This is a genomic window from Pseudodesulfovibrio nedwellii, assembly GCF_027923765.1.
In the GTDB taxonomy this organism is placed as follows: Bacteria; Desulfobacterota; Desulfovibrionia; order Desulfovibrionales; family Desulfovibrionaceae; genus Pseudodesulfovibrio; species Pseudodesulfovibrio nedwellii.
In genome coordinates, this window is sequence record NZ_AP026709.1 from 1,949,359 (window position 1) to 1,964,202 (window position 14,844).

At 52.0% G+C, this 14,844-nt stretch carries 15 protein-coding genes; 7 read left to right on the forward strand and 8 right to left on the reverse strand.

Translation table 11 applies throughout. From position 1 onward, the window contains the following. The first annotated feature begins 3 nt into the window (after positions 1-3). From murB to SYK_RS09155, 7 genes are all read left to right on the forward strand, one after another. Positions 4-885 carry a UDP-N-acetylmuramate dehydrogenase gene (murB, locus tag SYK_RS09125; protein WP_281759949.1) on the forward strand — a complete coding sequence of 294 codons (882 nt, stop codon included), beginning with the start codon at positions 4-6 and terminating at the stop codon, positions 883-885. Then, positions 882-1,748 carry a cell division protein FtsQ/DivIB gene (locus tag SYK_RS09130; protein ID WP_281759950.1) on the forward strand — a complete coding sequence of 289 codons (867 nt, stop codon included), beginning with the start codon at positions 882-884 and terminating at the stop codon, positions 1,746-1,748. The genes murB and SYK_RS09130 overlap by 4 nt, the downstream gene beginning before the upstream one ends. Positions 1,749-1,796: 48 nt before the next feature. Next, positions 1,797-3,032 (forward strand): cell division protein FtsA, encoded by a 1,236-nt coding sequence (gene ftsA, locus SYK_RS09135; protein ID WP_281759951.1) that lies wholly within the window; start codon positions 1,797-1,799, stop codon positions 3,030-3,032. 64 nt (positions 3,033-3,096) lie between these two features. Continuing rightward, on the forward strand, positions 3,097-4,359 hold the full coding sequence (gene ftsZ, locus SYK_RS09140; protein WP_281759952.1) for a cell division protein FtsZ: 1,263 nt from the start codon (positions 3,097-3,099) through the stop codon (positions 4,357-4,359). A gap of 32 nt (positions 4,360-4,391) precedes the next feature. Then, complete coding sequence (locus tag SYK_RS09145; protein WP_281763260.1) at positions 4,392-6,050, forward strand: radical SAM protein; 1,659 nt, start codon at positions 4,392-4,394, stop codon at positions 6,048-6,050. Between the two features lie 240 nt (positions 6,051-6,290). Beyond that, on the forward strand, positions 6,291-7,043 hold the full coding sequence (locus SYK_RS09150; RefSeq protein WP_281759953.1) for a substrate-binding periplasmic protein: 753 nt from the start codon (positions 6,291-6,293) through the stop codon (positions 7,041-7,043). 20 nt (positions 7,044-7,063) lie between these two features. Continuing rightward, positions 7,064-7,762 (forward strand): M15 family metallopeptidase, encoded by a 699-nt coding sequence (locus SYK_RS09155; RefSeq protein WP_281759954.1) that lies wholly within the window; start codon positions 7,064-7,066, stop codon positions 7,760-7,762. 128 nt (positions 7,763-7,890) lie between these two features. Here SYK_RS09155 and glyA read toward each other — a convergent pair whose 3' ends face one another. The 8 genes from glyA to SYK_RS09195 all read right to left on the reverse strand — a co-directional run bounded on the left by glyA (position 7,891) and on the right by SYK_RS09195 (position 14,805). Then, positions 7,891-9,129, reverse strand: a complete 1,239-nt coding sequence (gene glyA / locus SYK_RS09160) for a serine hydroxymethyltransferase (protein WP_281759955.1) — start codon at positions 9,127-9,129, stop codon at positions 7,891-7,893. A gap of 308 nt (positions 9,130-9,437) precedes the next feature. Then, positions 9,438-10,676: a beta-ketoacyl-ACP synthase II gene (gene fabF / locus SYK_RS09165; RefSeq protein ID WP_281759956.1), complete on the reverse strand. Its 1,239-nt coding sequence runs from the start codon at positions 10,674-10,676 to the stop codon at positions 9,438-9,440. Positions 10,677-10,781: 105 nt separating this feature from the next. Then, positions 10,782-11,015, reverse strand: a complete 234-nt coding sequence (locus SYK_RS09170) for an acyl carrier protein (RefSeq protein ID WP_281759957.1) — start codon at positions 11,013-11,015, stop codon at positions 10,782-10,784. A 31-nt stretch (positions 11,016-11,046) separates the two neighbouring features. Then, on the reverse strand, positions 11,047-11,790 hold the full coding sequence (gene fabG, locus SYK_RS09175) for a 3-oxoacyl-[acyl-carrier-protein] reductase (protein WP_281759958.1): 744 nt from the start codon (positions 11,788-11,790) through the stop codon (positions 11,047-11,049). Between the two features lie 138 nt (positions 11,791-11,928). Beyond that, positions 11,929-12,915, reverse strand: a complete 987-nt coding sequence (locus SYK_RS09180; protein WP_281759959.1) for a beta-ketoacyl-ACP synthase III — start codon at positions 12,913-12,915, stop codon at positions 11,929-11,931. Positions 12,916-12,991: 76 nt separating this feature from the next. Next, complete coding sequence (gene plsX / locus SYK_RS09185) at positions 12,992-14,041, reverse strand: phosphate acyltransferase PlsX (RefSeq protein ID WP_281759960.1); 1,050 nt, start codon at positions 14,039-14,041, stop codon at positions 12,992-12,994. Then, positions 14,034-14,213 carry a 50S ribosomal protein L32 gene (gene rpmF, locus SYK_RS09190; protein ID WP_281759961.1) on the reverse strand — a complete coding sequence of 60 codons (180 nt, stop codon included), beginning with the start codon at positions 14,211-14,213 and terminating at the stop codon, positions 14,034-14,036. The genes plsX and rpmF overlap by 8 nt, the downstream gene beginning before the upstream one ends. Positions 14,214-14,286: 73 nt before the next feature. Continuing rightward, positions 14,287-14,805, reverse strand: coding sequence for a YceD family protein (locus SYK_RS09195; RefSeq protein WP_281759962.1), 519 nt, complete (start codon positions 14,803-14,805; stop codon positions 14,287-14,289). Between the last annotated feature and the right edge of the window lie 39 nt (positions 14,806-14,844).

Consider the following 14,844-nt stretch of genomic DNA (forward strand, 5'->3'; position numbering starts at 1 on the left):
CATATGGGCCTTGAATTCATCTCCAATCCGTCGCTTTCCAAGCGAACGAGCTTACGCCTTGGCGGTACCGCCGAAGTGGAAGTCGTGGTGCGCGACAAACAGGACCTTGATGCCCTGTCCAATTTTCTCCTGAAAGAAACCCTGCGCCCCTTCGTTATAGGTGAAGGTTCCAACCTGCTGGCACAGGATGGTCAGCTCGACGTAGCCCTCATTCGAACAGAAACGCCTCCTGGGCCTGAACGGGTAGAAAAAAATGACGACACGCTCATCGTCCGTTGCGGTGCAGGCCAACGCCTGCCCGGACTGCTTGGATGGGCGCAAATGGCCGGTCTATCTGGCCTGGAAGGACTCACTGGCATCCCCGGTTCCGTGGGTGGATGCGTGGCCATGAACGCAGGCTCCTATGGCACGGAAATAGGAGATCTCGTGACCCGTGTCAGACTCTGGGCGCCCGGTCAGGGGCTTATCTGGCTGGACCGTGACCAATGCGAATTTTCTTATCGCCATTTCTCTCCCGCTATTGCCATGGGTAAATGCCTAATCTGGGAAGTGGAAATGGCCCTGAGCGAAGCCGATCCAAAAAAAGTCCGCAAGACCATGCAAGAAAACTACGAAAAGAAGAAATCCACCCAGCCAGTCACGGCCAGAACCGCTGGATGCGTATTCAAAAATCCTGAAGGACACAGTGCGGGCCGACTGCTCGACAAGGTAGGGATGAAGGGCGCCAGACTCGGCGACATGCTTTTTTCGGACATCCATGCAAATTTCCTCGTCAACAAGGGCAAAGGGACCAGTTCGGCCGCTCTGGAGCTTATTGAAATGGGCCGTATCGCCGTCAAAGAGCAATTTGACGTCAACCTCGAACTGGAGGTCATCATACTGTGAGTACCCTGACCATGGGCAAACAGAGCCGTCTTTCTCTCAACAACAAACGGAGCAAGCGAAACAATACGCTCAGGCGTAAACCGAAATCTCCGCGCAGGTTGACAGGTACAGGCCAGTTCATTGTCCGCACTATTATGAGTCTGCTTGCCCTGTCGCTCATCGCTGTTCTCGGCGTGGGGCTGCTCTACGGGTATAGACTCATGACGTCTCATCCCTATTTCGAACTCAAGGAAATCCACGTCACCGGCAATGACCGGTTGACCCATGGCGATATTTTGAACAATGCAAATGTGGCCCTTGGTCTCAACTGCATGGAAATGAACGTGGGAGAGGTTGAGCGTAAACTCTCGGCTAATCCGTGGATCAAATCCGTGACCGTACGCCGAGATCTTCCCAACCGACTGTATATCAAGGTGCAGGAAAAAGTTCCGGCTTTCTGGACCCGTAAGGGCGACGGCCTCTATTTTGCGGATGCACAGGGTGAGGACATCGCCCCCATGAATCCCGGCGAACTGGCCTCCCTGCCCATCTTAAGCGTAGCGGAAGGATTGGAAGAAGGACCACGAGTACTCACTGGCATCCTACAAAAGATCAAGGATGGGCAAACGCCTTTCACGCAATCTCAGGCGGCCTGGATCAAATTGACCAGCGCACACGAAATGGAAATTTACCTGGACGGCCACGATATGGGCAAAGGACTGACAATCAAACTTTCCACCGACAGATGGGAAGTACAGTTAGAACGCCTCAAGGTGGTCTGGCGCGACCTCATGCGCAGAAATGAATTCAAGAACGCCGCAATTATCGCGGCCAGTGGCGATAAGATTTGGATAAAGAAGCGTACTTTTCCCACAGCGGGATAAACGCATCAAAATATTACAGGATTACCGGGAATAACAGAGGAGTTACTTATGGCTAGAAATGATTTAATCGTCGGATTGGACGTCGGCACCACCAAGATATGCACTGTGGTGGGCGAGGCCTCTGAGACTGGCGTCGACATCATCGGCATCGGCACGGCTCCCAGCACAGGTCTGCGTCGAGGCGTGGTCGTCAACATCGAAAAGACGGTCCAATGCATCAAAAAATCGCTTGAGGATGCCGAACTCATGGCCGGATGTGACATCCGCACGGTCTACGCCGGAATCGCCGGAAGCCATATTCAGGGCTTCAACTCTCATGGCGTGATCGCAGTCAAGGGTGGCGAAGTCACCCAACGCGACGTGGACCGCGTCATCGAGGCAGCCAAGGCCATCGCCATCCCCATGGATCGCGAAGTCCTACACACACTGCCACAAGAATTTATCGTGGATGACCAGCGAGGCATAGCCGATCCGCTCGGCATGGCTGGTGTTCGCCTTGAGGTGAAGGTCCACATCGTTACCGGTGCGGTCACTTCTGCCCAGAACATCATCCGTTCGTGCAACCGTTCAGGGCTGGACGTTTCCAACATCGTTTTGGAATCACTTGCATCCAGCAAGGCCGTACTTTCCCCCGAAGAAAGGGAAATCGGCGTGGCTCTGGTCGATATCGGCGGTGGAACCACGGACATCGCAGTCTTTTCCAAAGACTCCATCAAGCACACCAGCGTCCTTGCACTCGGTGGTCATAACCTGACCAACGATATCGCATATGGCCTGCGGACACCCATGATGTCGGCGGAAAAGATCAAGATGGACTTCGGCTGCGCCATGGCTGATCTGGTCACGCAGGAAGAAATCATCGAAGTCCCGAGCGTGGGCGGACGTGAGTCCAGAAAAATGAGCAAGCGCGTGCTGTCAGAGATCTGCGAACCGCGCTGCGAAGAGATTCTTGCACTGGTCGATCAGGAACTCATCAAATCCGGGTTCAAGAACATGATCGCGGCAGGCGTAGTCCTGACCGGCGGCACAGTCATGATCGAAGGTATGCAAGAACTTGCCGAACAAATTTTCGACCTGCCGGTACGCATCGGAATTCCGGGTGAAGGCATTGGCGGCCTGACCGCTGAAGTCCGCAGCCCGAAATATGCCACGGCGGTCGGTCTGCTGCTCCACGGGGCCGAAGAGGAAGGCCTGCACAAGGTCCGGCCCTTCAAGATTCGCGACGATTCCGGTTTCGACCGTATCGTGTCGCGCATGAAAAAGTGGTTCACAGACATTGCTTAAGGAATGAGCTTTTTTTGAGGATACAGGGAACATTCAACAGGGAATATTCTGAGGAGGACACGTAATGGAATACTTTGAAATCGAACATGAAAGTAACGCTAAAATCAAAGTCGTCGGTTGTGGCGGCGGTGGTGGTAATGCAGTCAACAACATGATCCAATCCGCGCTCAAAGGCGTGAAATTCATCGTTGCGAACACTGACCATCAGGACATTGACAAATCTCTGGCCGAACACAAAATCCAGATCGGCGAAAAGCTGACCAAGGGACTTGGCGCAGGAGCCAACCCGGAAATCGGTCGCTCGGCTGCCATGGAATCCGTGGATCATATCCGCGAGGCTCTGGAAGGCGCTGACATGGTCTTCATCACCGCCGGAATGGGCGGCGGTACCGGCACTGGCTCCGCTCCAGTCGTGGCTCAGGTGGCCAAGGAACTCGGCGCGCTCACCGTTGGTGTCGTAACCAAGCCTTTTTATTTTGAAGGCAAACGTCGTCTGGAACAAGCTGACGAGGGTGCCAAGGCACTGTCTGAAGTGGTGGATTCCATCATCACCATCCCCAACGACCGTCTGCTCCAGTTGGCCGCCAAAAAGGCATCCTTCTCCGACATGCTGAAAAAAGCTGATGAAGTCCTGTACTACGCAGTCAAGGGTATCGCTGATCTGATTACCGTACACGGCTTGATCAACCTCGACTTTGCGGACGTAAAAGCCGCCATGTCCAGCTCCGGCATGGCACTCATGGGCACCGGAATCGCTTCCGGCGAAACTCGTGCCAAAGAAGCAGCCATGAAGGCTATCACCAGCCCACTGCTGGAAGATGTCTCCATCGAAGGCGCCAAAGGCGTACTTATCAACATCACCTGCGGCCCGGACATGCTCATTGATGAGGTTTCCGAAGCAGCAGATATTATTTACAAAGAAGCACATGACGACGCCGAGATCTTCTTCGGTACGGTCTTTGACCCGGATGCAGGCGACGAAATGCGCATCACTGTCATCGCCACCGGCATCGAAACCGTCATGGAAGATGCCGAACCTGTCCTGAGCAAGGCTGAACAGCAGAAAGTTCTGTTACTCGGCAAGCCTCGCGGTATGGGACAGCCTGCTGCAGACACGCAGCCTCGTCGTTCTGGTCACCAGCAGGTGCTCAACACCGACCGAAACATTCCTGCGTACCTGCGCAAGGCCGGTGGAGAATTGAACACCACGGAAGCACCGTCCATACAACAGACTCGTCGAGTCGTTGCCGGTCCCGGTGAAGAAGAGTTCATTTTCGAAGATGACAACTTCGAAGTCCCGGCCTTCATCCGAAAGAATGTTGACTAGGACCATGAAAACTCACGTGGAGGAAAACCGCTATCGTTAAGCGAACCCTGTATTATGGCGTCGAGGAGCCTAACGCTCCCGTCCTCGGTGGCCGGCTCCCTGTAGCTCTGGCTGTTCCAGGAGGCGATAAAGCCGCCATATCCACTCTCGGCTGGCAAGCCGTCTATCGGACGCTGACCGAGGAACCCGGCTTGGCCGTTGAACGTGTCTTCCCGGACAAGCTGGGATTGACCGATGGCGCTGATCCAAAAACACGTGAATCAAATAGCCCACTATCCTCATTCCCTGTAATCGCCTGGAGCATTACGTTCGAGGAGGACTTCCTCAGCCTTCCTCGAACGCTCCGGGCAGCGGGCGTTCCGCCTCTTGCGGCGGAACGCCCTTCTCTTCCCTTGGTCATCTGCGGTGGCCCCATTGCCTTTCTGAACCCCGCCCCTATTGCGCCCTTCATTGATCTCTTCTGGGTGGGGGAGGCTGACAAACAATTCTTAAACCTCTTCGACACACTGAAACGACTAGTCTTTGATGGCAAAGACAAGGAAGAAATCCTTGAGGCCATCAAGGATATGCCGGGAGTCTATGCCCCTGGACGCTCAAAAACGCCGGTCAAAAGACTCACATCCGGCCCGACCGGCATCTTGAACGACCCTGCGTTCTCCTGCTTCATATCGGGCCGAGCTGCTTTTCGAGACACCCTGCTGCTTGAGGTCAACCGAGGATGTCCGTATGGGTGCCGCTTCTGTGCTGCCGGGTACATCTATCGCCCGCCACGCCTCGCAAAAATAGAAGAACTCAAACGCATCGTTGAACTCTCCGATCCACCCAAAGTAGGATTAGTTGGTACAGCCCTGACTGATTGGCCCGATCTGGTTCCCTTCCTGAAATGGCTGCACAGTAAGAAAAAGAAATTTTCGCTCTCTTCCATGCGTGCCGACGGCATTACCGAAGAGTTGCTCGTCTACTTACGAGAACGCGGTATCCGTACCGTAACTCTTGCCTTGGAAGGCGCGTCTGAACGCCTTCGTCGCATGATGAGCAAGAAACTTGATTCCAAGGATTTCCTGAATGCAGTCCGACTGTGCGCCCGGTACGGGGTCAATCATCTGAAACTCTACCTCATTGTCGGATGGCCCGGAGAGACAGATGCCGACTATGAAGAACTTGAACAATTCCTCAATGAAATACTTCGCATTCGCTCTGAAGAACCGGGTGGCAAAAAGAAACACCTGATGCGCATTACCATCGGCATCAGTTCACTTGTCCCCAAGCCGTTCACACCGTTCCAGTGGGCTCCCATGATGGACGAAGCCTCTCTTGAGGCACGCATGAAGCAACTTGTTCACATGGTCAAACCTTTCAAGGGCGTCACTTTACAACACGATTCCCCCTTTCAGGCCCGACTCCAGGGCGTGCTCGCCCGTGGGGGTGAAGAACTGGCCGAATTCATCCAGCTCGCAGCTGAGCATGGCGGTTGGAAAAAAGCACTCAAACGATGGGATGGCGATCCGTCCCATATCATCGATAGAGAGCGAGACAAGGACGAAAGCTTCCCGTGGGAAGTCGTTGATGTCGGCGTCAAGCGAGAATTTCTTTGGAAAGAATGGGAAAAGGCAAAAATCGCCAAGGTCTCACCCAAATGCCCATCCATGGATTGCACCCAATGCCGCATGTGTGGAATGGAAAGAGGCTAGATTTCCAAATCACCGCCGTCCTTTTTTCCATAGACAAAATTCTCACGGAATGGACAGCCTCACATATAGAAAATATCTTTCTTATATTTATTCAAGTCATTGAAAAAACAGTTGTACTTTTAGGAACTACTTATTGTATATATCAAAACAATATCACTATGAAGTTGATACACAATGGCTTTCAGTCGACTCTCCGAAACGCTTATCGGAGAACGACAATTTTATTTACTGAGGATCTTCATGCGCCTGTTGCACGTCTTCATTGCCTTCATACTCCTGCTCATGTCGTTTACGCCATGTCAGGCAAGACAATTAATCGTTCTCTTCGGCACAGACTCCAAACCACCTAAATCTTGGAAAAAAGAAAACAGCCCTTGCGGTATCCAAGTCGATATTCTGCGTGAAATCGAATTTCGCACAGACCTGACTTTTGACATCCACATGTACCCTTGGAAACGGGCTTATATGAATGCCATTGAAGGAAGAGGGGGCATTTTCGGTCTTTCCATGACTAAAGAACGCCTGAAGATATTCGACTACTCACAAGTTATGTGCATGGATGAAATGCGCTTGATCACCCTCAAAGGACACGAATTTCCTTTCCATTCCATTCAAGACCTCAAAGACAAAACCATCGGAGTGACTCGCGGCGCTTCATACGGTGACACCTATGATAACGCGCTCGGGACCGTCTTTACGCCATGTTACGACGGCCAGCCTCTCATCAGACTTCGTATGCTTCTGGCAGGTCGCACCGATGCTGCATTAATCGGTCCCGGCAAAACCGCAATTACTTACATCGTTAGGAATGACCCTCGTCTGAAGGCCAACATCGATAAATTTTCCGTTTTGGAAACGCCTTTCAACATCGATCCCAATTTCATCGGCTTCCATAAAAGCATGCGACAAGGGGAAAACCTGCTCAAGATAAACCGAGCTCTCAAATCCATGTGGAAAGATGGAACCATATCCAGAATCGTGAATAAATATTGAGATCAAACAAACGGAGCACCATGTTTCAACGCATATTTCACGTCCAACGTCTGCTACTTTCAATACTTATTCTCACGTGTCTGCTGACAATTCCTGCTTCTGCCGATTCTCTCCCTGATGGATTTGTCCGACTCAATCAATTCATACCGGATGCCACTTACGACGTGCGTTATTACAACGGTCACAACTTCGTTGGCGTACAGATCGACGGGTACACTGCTCCGGTAGTCATCCTAACAATTCAGGCAGCCACCGCACTCAAACAAGTTCAAACCGATCTCAAGCCATTCAATCTTGGCCTTAAAATCTTTGACGGCTACCGCCCTCAACAGGCTGTCGATCACTTTGCACGCTGGGCCAAAGACATTAACGACACCCGAACGAAGCCGGAATTTTATCCTGACGTGGATAAACGCCATCTTTTCCGCGACGGCTACATAGCAGCCAAATCCGGCCACTCGCGCGGCTCCACAGTCGATCTGACCATCATCGACCTCACCACAAAAACAGAACTCGACATGGGCACCACCTTCGACTTCTTTGGTCCTAAATCCTGGCCCGACAATAAATCCATGCCGCCCAAAGTTCGCGCCAACCGAGCCCTGCTTCAATCCATTATGCGCAACAACGGCTTCACACACCTCAAAGAAGAATGGTGGCATTTCACTTTGAAGAATGAACCATATACGAATAATTACTTCAACTTTCCAATAAATTAAGCACTTCCCCTTTGCGCGAAGCGCAGACAAGAAGTTTAGGAAAAGAGAGGGATGGGGGTCCGGGGGAGACAAAAAAGCCCCGGTTCAGCATCAACTGAACCGGGGCTTTAAATTGTATAAATCTCAATCTACCAAGCGAAGAGCGGGAATTCGCGAGCAAAATCTTCGACTTCTTCGGAGATGCCTTTGAGGGCCTTGTCGTCGTTCATGTTGTTCAGAGCGGCGACAATGGCTTCGGATACCACGATCATATCTTCTTCGATCATACCACGAGTAGTCAGAGCCGGAGTACCGACACGAATACCTGAAGTCTGAAACGGAGACTTGGTCTCAAACGGAATGGTGTTCTTGTTGACGGTGATACCGGCCTTGTCCAAGGCGATCTGAGCATCCTTACCGGTGTAGTCCTTTTCGGACAGATCGAGCAGCATCATATGGTTGTCAGTACCACCGGATACAAGCTTGTAACCGGCTTCCTGCAAGGACACGGCAAGCTGCTTGGCGTTCCTGACGACCTGCTGCTGGTATTCCACGAAACCGGGAGCCAAAGCTTCGCCAAAAGCCACAGCCTTGGAGGCGATGACGTGCATAAGCGGACCGCCCTGAATGCCGGGGAAAATGTTGGAATTGAGTTCCTGTTCCAAATCTTCGCTGGAGAGGATCATACCGCCACGAGGACCGCGCAGAGTCTTGTGAGTCGTGGTGGTGGTGTAATGAGCGTGCTCAATGCAGCTTGGATGTTCACCTGCGGCGATAAGACCCGCGATGTGAGCCATATCCACCATCAACTTGGCACCAACCTCATCAGCTATCTGACGGAAACGGGCAAAGTCGATAACACGCGGATACGCGGAAGCACCGGCAATAATCATGGTCGGCTTGTTCTCTTTGGCAAGGGCTTCGACGGCATCATAATCTATGGTCTGGGTTTCCTTGGAAACACCGTAATGGACCATGTTGAAGAGCTTGCCGGAAAAGTTGACTGGAGAACCGTGGGTCAGATGACCACCATGGGACAAATCCATGCCCAGCACAGTATCACCGGGCTTGCAAGCCGCGAAGTAGACAGCCATGTTTGCCTGAGAACCGGAGTGCGGCTGAACGTTTGCATAGGTAGCACCAAACAACTCCTTGGCACGATCTCGGGCCAGGTCTTCGACCTCGTCCACATGTTCGCAACCGCCATACCAACGCTTGCCGGGATACCCTTCAGCATATTTATGGGTCAAAACAGACCCTTGTGCTTGGCGCACGGCCGTGGACACGAAATTTTCACTAGCGATCAGTTCAAGTTTAGAAACCTGACGATCAACCTCATCGGCGATGACAGCGGCTACTGCCGGATCCTGGATAAGCAGTTCTTCCATGAAGATACCCTCGTGTTGAATGTGGATGCGAATGGCTTCCCATGCCGATCACACGTCGGTTCAGTCATAACGCCGCTGTCCGAAAGTCAACTTTTTCATCGACTCCGTCCAATGGCTGCCGTCCGAATGTGCGGTATGGAGATCCGTCCTTATATAGTCACGAAAAGGTTGTTCAACCCTTTCGATTGGTCTTTGTACAGCAGAGCCTTTGTAAAGCGTTCGGGATTAGGGTGCAAGGAAAAGACGCTTCAAGAAAATTTGAAAATTGATCCCACGAAAAAAGGGAGGCCGTTTGGCCTCCCTTGTCGTTATCGTGTAAAGCGCTTGAACAGCATGCAGGCGTTGGTACCGCCAAAGCCGAACGAGTTCGACAAGGCGTAATTAGCCTGAATTTCTCGCGGCCCGTCAGCGCAGACGTCCAGATCACATTCCGGGTCAGGATTGTCCTGGTTAATAGTGCCGGGGATAATTCCCTCATGCAACGTCTTAACTGCAAAAACCGCTTCCATGCCGCCTGCCGCACCGAGCAAATGTCCGGTCTGCGACTTGTTGGCGCATATGTTGATGTTATAGGCATGATCACCAAAGACCTTTTTGATAGCCCGTGTTTCACACAGATCATTCAATTTGGTGGAGGTGCCATGCGCGTTAATGTGATCGACCTCTGACGGATCGATCTTCGCCTCACGGATGGCCGCTTCCATGGCATATGCCATGCCTGCGCCGTCTTCCGGCGGAGCGGTCATGTGGTGGGCATCACCAGAAGCACCGAATCCGACCACTTCGGCCAAAATGTTCGCACCGCGAGCTTCAGCGTGCTCCAAGGATTCCAGAAGCAACAGACCGCAGCCTTCCCCCATGATAAAACCTGTACGGTCTGCATCAAACGGGCGGGAAGCTAGTTCCGGCTCATCGTTGCGAACGGAAAGAGCTCTCATGGCGTTAAACCCGGCCACACCCAAAGGAGTTATGGTGGATTCAGAGCCACCGCAAATCATTGCGTCCGCGCGGCCCATGGCGATATCGGTGTAGGCGACGCCAACACCATGCGTACCGGAAGCACACGCGGTGGTGGTGCAAATATTAGGTCCCATGGCTCCAGCTTCAATGGACACCTGACCGGCAGCCATGTTGGCAATGAGAATAGGGATAAAAAACGGGGAGATGCGACTTGGGCCCTTTTTCAGGAGCTTGGCATGCATTTCCTCGATAGAGTGCAATCCACCCAACCCAACACCAACGACAGTGCCGACCCGAGCACGCTCGGACTCAGGGACAGTCCAACCGGCTGATTCAAACAACATCTTGGTACAGCACACCGCATATTGAGTAAAAATCTCCATGCGACGTGCTTCTTTCTTGCCGATAAAAATGGTCGGATCGAAATCCCTGACCTCACCGGCAATCTGGGTGGCATAGTCTGCAGCGTCAAATCTGGTGATCTTGCCGACTCCGGATTTCCCGGCCAGCAGATTGTCCCAACTGGTATCAGCATCATTGCCAAGGGGAGTAATGGCAGAAACACTGGTAACAACAACCCTGTTCATAATACCTATCCGTAAAGTCTACGTATTGGAATGAAAAGGAGCGTCTTCCACCACTCTGGTGTACAAGACGCTCGCAATAAATAACTTTTATTTAGTCGAGCGAATCTATTGAGCTTTCTCGATATGAGAAATAGCGTCACTGACTTTGAGGATTTTCTGAGCTTCCTCATCGTCGATTTCCACGTCAAACTCTTCTTCCATGGCCATGATCAGTTCGGTCAGGTCCAAAGAGTCTGCACCCAGATCTTCAACAAATGCTGCGCCTTCAACGACTTCGTCTGCGGACACACCAAGCTGCTCAACAATAATCTCTTTCACTTTTGCTGCTACATCGGACATAATTTCCTCCAATATCAATGTTTTTCTTAAATTACATGTACATGCCGCCATTGACTCCCAACACCTGACCGGTGATGTACCCGGCACCAGATGATGCCAGGAAGGAGACTGCGGCTGCGATATCCTCGGACTGCCCGAGGGATTTTAACGGAATTTGTGCGAGCATGGCGTCAACGACCTTTTCAGGCAGTTCGGCGGTCATGTCTGTTTCAATGAAGCCAGGAGCCACGGCGTTGACGGTAATACCGCGCCCAGCCAATTCTCTGGCTGCGGATTTAGTCAAACCGATGAGTCCAGCCTTGGCAGCACAATAGTTGGCTTGCCCGGCGTTGCCCATCTGGCCAACAATGCTGGCGATGTTCACGATGCGGCCATGACGTTGCTTGCCCATAATTTTGGACGCTTCCTTGAGGAAAACAAAACAACCGGTAAGATTGATGTGGAGAACTTTGTCCCAGTCATCATCTTTCATGCGCATCATCAGACCATCACGTGTAATACCCGCATTGTTCACGAGTACTTCAAGAGAAACCTTGCCCTTAATTTCTTCTTTGAAGAATGTGGTCACGGCTTCGCGATCGCCGGAGTCCAGTTGAAAGGCCTTGGCCTTACCACCGTTCTTTTCAATACCGGCCACCACTTCTTCAGCGGATTCAGGGCGGCTGACGTAAGTCAGGTACACTTCGAATCCGTCAGCGGCCAGCCTCTCGGCGACCGTACGTCCTATGCCACGGGAACCGCCCGTTACCAGGGCGACGTTGCTCATATCGCTCATCAATTGTCCTCGTGATGCTCGTGTTGGTCAGCACCCAATATACCAATTGGTGCCGGACTGCAAATTCCAACTCAGATTGTAACGTAAAAGTCTATTCACTATTCGTAGAGAAAAAGCAAACAAACAGCCGTTTTAATCCTAGAATTGTATCAAGGCTGCACCCCAGGTAAACCCGCCGCCAAAGGTGGGGGTCAGCACAAGGTCGCCCTTCTTGATAAATCCGGTTTTCACGGCCTCATCCAATGCAACGGGCACGGATGCGGCGGATGTGTTGCCGTATTTCTCGATATTTACGAAAACTCGTTCCTCCGGGATGTTGAACCGACGGCCCACGGCATCAATGATGCGCATGTTTGCCTGATGGGTAATAAGCACATCCACATCGGACTTTTCAAATCCATTCCGTTTGAGAATGGCTTCGCTTATGGAAGTCATGTTGCGGACGGCGTGCTTAAACACCTCGCGGCCTTGGAATTCAACAAAATATTCAGGGCCGACAGTGTCGCCCAAGGCGTAGGAGTAAGCTGAACCTCCGCCGTTGACAGTGAGTAAATCACCAAGTGAGCCATCGGCCGCCAACATGACGTCCAAGACACGGGGGCCATCGGTAATCTCACCGCCGGTCAAAACGGCTGCGCCTGAAGCGTCTCCGAAAAGGACACAGGTTGCACGGTCTTCCCAATTCATTCTGCGAGAAAGAGTTTCACTGGAAACAACCAGAACTTTACTCTCCGGCTCCAGACACAGATACCCGCGCCCGGATTGCAATGCGTAGAGAAAGCCGGAACATGCGGCCTGCACGTCAACACACATCTGGCCCTTGATACCCAGCTTTTCCTGCAAACGGCAGGCAGCAGAAGGAATCATGGAATCCGGAGTAAATGTGCCACATATGATATGGGTCAGTTCAGCAGGTTCAATGCCTGCGTCGGCCAGTGCTTTTTTGGACGATTCAAACGCCATGGAAGACGTTGTTTCACCGTCAGCAGCTATGTGCCGTTCCTTGATGCCTGTGCGGGTGGTTATCCACTCGTCAGTGGTATCGACGATTTTTTCGAGGTCAGCGTTGGTCAATATGCGCTCGGGGGCGTAACTGCCAAAGCCGCGTAGGATGAAGTTCATCATGGGTTGGGTCTGTATGCCAATGGGCAGGTGTGGTCAAGCAGTGCGATATTTTGCACAACTTAAATTATATAGAATGCTATGCGGCGGTTTTGTCAGGTTTTCCGGTCAGATCAGCATGGGCAGCTAGCCCCTCAACCAAGTGACCATTGGCGTTATTTCGAACTGAAGTGGCAGCCATACGAATACAATTAATTATTGCCAATTCGTTGGATTTACCATGCGCCACGATGACAATATCCTTCAGGCCAAGCAAAGGTGCTCCGCCATATTCGGCGTAATCAACGACTTTCTTAAACCGCTTGAATGCCCGGAACGACAACAACGTTCCAAGCTTGGACAGCCAACTGGATTTCAGTTCGTCCTTGAGGATATGACTCAGGGAATGAGCCAGACCCTCAGACAACTTGAGGGCCACGTTGCCCACAAAGCCATCGCAAACAACGATATCCACTTCACCCGTAAAGATGTCGCGGCCTTCAACATTGCCGATAAACCGAAGATCAGACTCACGCAACAAATCAAAGGCCTCACGCACAGCGGCGTTGCCTTTTCCTTCTTCCTCGCCGATGGAAAGGATACCCACAGAGGGGTCCTTCATCTCAAGGACATACCGAGCAAAAACGTCGGCCATAAGACCAAACTGCGCCAAATGCTGAGGCTTTGAGTCCACATTGGCACCCACATCAATGAGCACCACGGGATTCTTCTCCGTGGGCAAAATGCCGGCAAGAGCCGGACGCAAAACGCCCTTGATTCGACCCAAAATGAACATACCGCAAGCCACAGAGGCTCCGGAATTTCCAGCCGAAACAACGCCATCGGCATCGCCTTTTTTCACAAGATGGCAAGCCACCTGGATGGACGAATCCTTTTTGCGTCTCAACGCATCAGCAGGCTTGTCGTCCATCTCCACCACCTGCGAGGCATGGACAACGGTAATGTCCAGCCCGGCGGTGTTCAGATCGGCAAGTTCGCGATTGATATGGTCTTCGTCGCCGACAAGGGCAACAGCAATGCCTTCGCGTGCGGCTTCAACCGCAGCGGGCACGACAATGCGGGGGCCGAAATCGCCCCCCATGGCATCCACGGCAATGCGTGGTGCCCGGGTAGCGTCAATGCTAGGCATCGTCGCTGCTGACTACCTGACGCCCTTTGTAAGTGCCGCAAACAGCGCAAGCACGATGGGGCAGAGTAGGCTCGCCGCATTCGCAGTAAATGACGTTGGGAGCTGCAACCTTATCGTGGGAGCGGCGCATGCCCTTACGGGACTTGGATGTCTTTTTCTTGGGGACTGCCATGATGTATACCTCTTAATATTTATTTTTAATCTTCACCTCGCCGTGGATAGCTGGGCCATCCGGGCAAGGGGCGTTACTTTATCTTCAAGTTGCGGAAAACTGCAAGCCTTTCGTCGCCCTCTTCCTGCTCACATTCGCATTCAGAGGTATTCAAGTCCTTGCCGCACCCGGAACATATACCCTTGCATCCTTCCGAGCACAACGGCTTGAAAGGCAGAGCCAAAGCGAATTCTTCCCACAGGACAGCACCGAGATCGAGTTGCAACTGGCCGTTTTCCAAACGGACACGCGCCACTTCGTCAAACTCTTCATCCGGAATCTGCTCATAGATATGATAATCTACATCAACAGGAAATTCAAAAAGGCTTACACATCGATCACAAATGATATTCACAGAACCCTTGAGGGTCCCACGAATAAGCACACCATTCTCGGATTGCGGCAAAAGGAAATACTCCGCCACCAAATCCTTACCCGGCTTAACGGGCATGGTGAACTCTTTCCACCCATCACGCCAAAGTGCTTGGTCATCATAGGTAAAATCTTTGCCCTCGGCGGCAATATCACTAATCGGAATCCATAATTCAAACATAATATTCTCCGTCCGCGAGCATTATGGCCCGCTGGACAA

Coding starts and splice junctions, on each gene's coding strand:
- rpmF (WP_281759961.1), bottom strand. CDS start 14,213: ATGGCAGTCCCCAAGAAAAAGACATCCAAGTCCCGTAAGGGCATGCGC.
- ftsA (WP_281759951.1), top strand. CDS start 1,797: ATGGCTAGAAATGATTTAATCGTCGGATTGGACGTCGGCACCACCAAG.
- glyA (WP_281759955.1), bottom strand. CDS start 9,129: ATGGAAGAACTGCTTATCCAGGATCCGGCAGTAGCCGCTGTCATCGCC.
- ftsZ (WP_281759952.1), top strand. CDS start 3,097: ATGGAATACTTTGAAATCGAACATGAAAGTAACGCTAAAATCAAAGTC.
- SYK_RS09155 (WP_281759954.1), top strand. CDS start 7,064: ATGTTTCAACGCATATTTCACGTCCAACGTCTGCTACTTTCAATACTT.
- fabF (WP_281759956.1), bottom strand. CDS start 10,676: ATGAACAGGGTTGTTGTTACCAGTGTTTCTGCCATTACTCCCCTTGGC.
- SYK_RS09170 (WP_281759957.1), bottom strand. CDS start 11,015: ATGTCCGATGTAGCAGCAAAAGTGAAAGAGATTATTGTTGAGCAGCTT.
- SYK_RS09195 (WP_281759962.1), bottom strand. CDS start 14,805: ATGTTTGAATTATGGATTCCGATTAGTGATATTGCCGCCGAGGGCAAA.
- SYK_RS09150 (WP_281759953.1), top strand. CDS start 6,291: ATGCGCCTGTTGCACGTCTTCATTGCCTTCATACTCCTGCTCATGTCG.
- SYK_RS09180 (WP_281759959.1), bottom strand. CDS start 12,915: ATGATGAACTTCATCCTACGCGGCTTTGGCAGTTACGCCCCCGAGCGC.
- plsX (WP_281759960.1), bottom strand. CDS start 14,041: ATGCCTAGCATTGACGCTACCCGGGCACCACGCATTGCCGTGGATGCC.
- fabG (WP_281759958.1), bottom strand. CDS start 11,790: ATGAGCGATATGAGCAACGTCGCCCTGGTAACGGGCGGTTCCCGTGGC.
- murB (WP_281759949.1), top strand. CDS start 4: ATGGGCCTTGAATTCATCTCCAATCCGTCGCTTTCCAAGCGAACGAGC.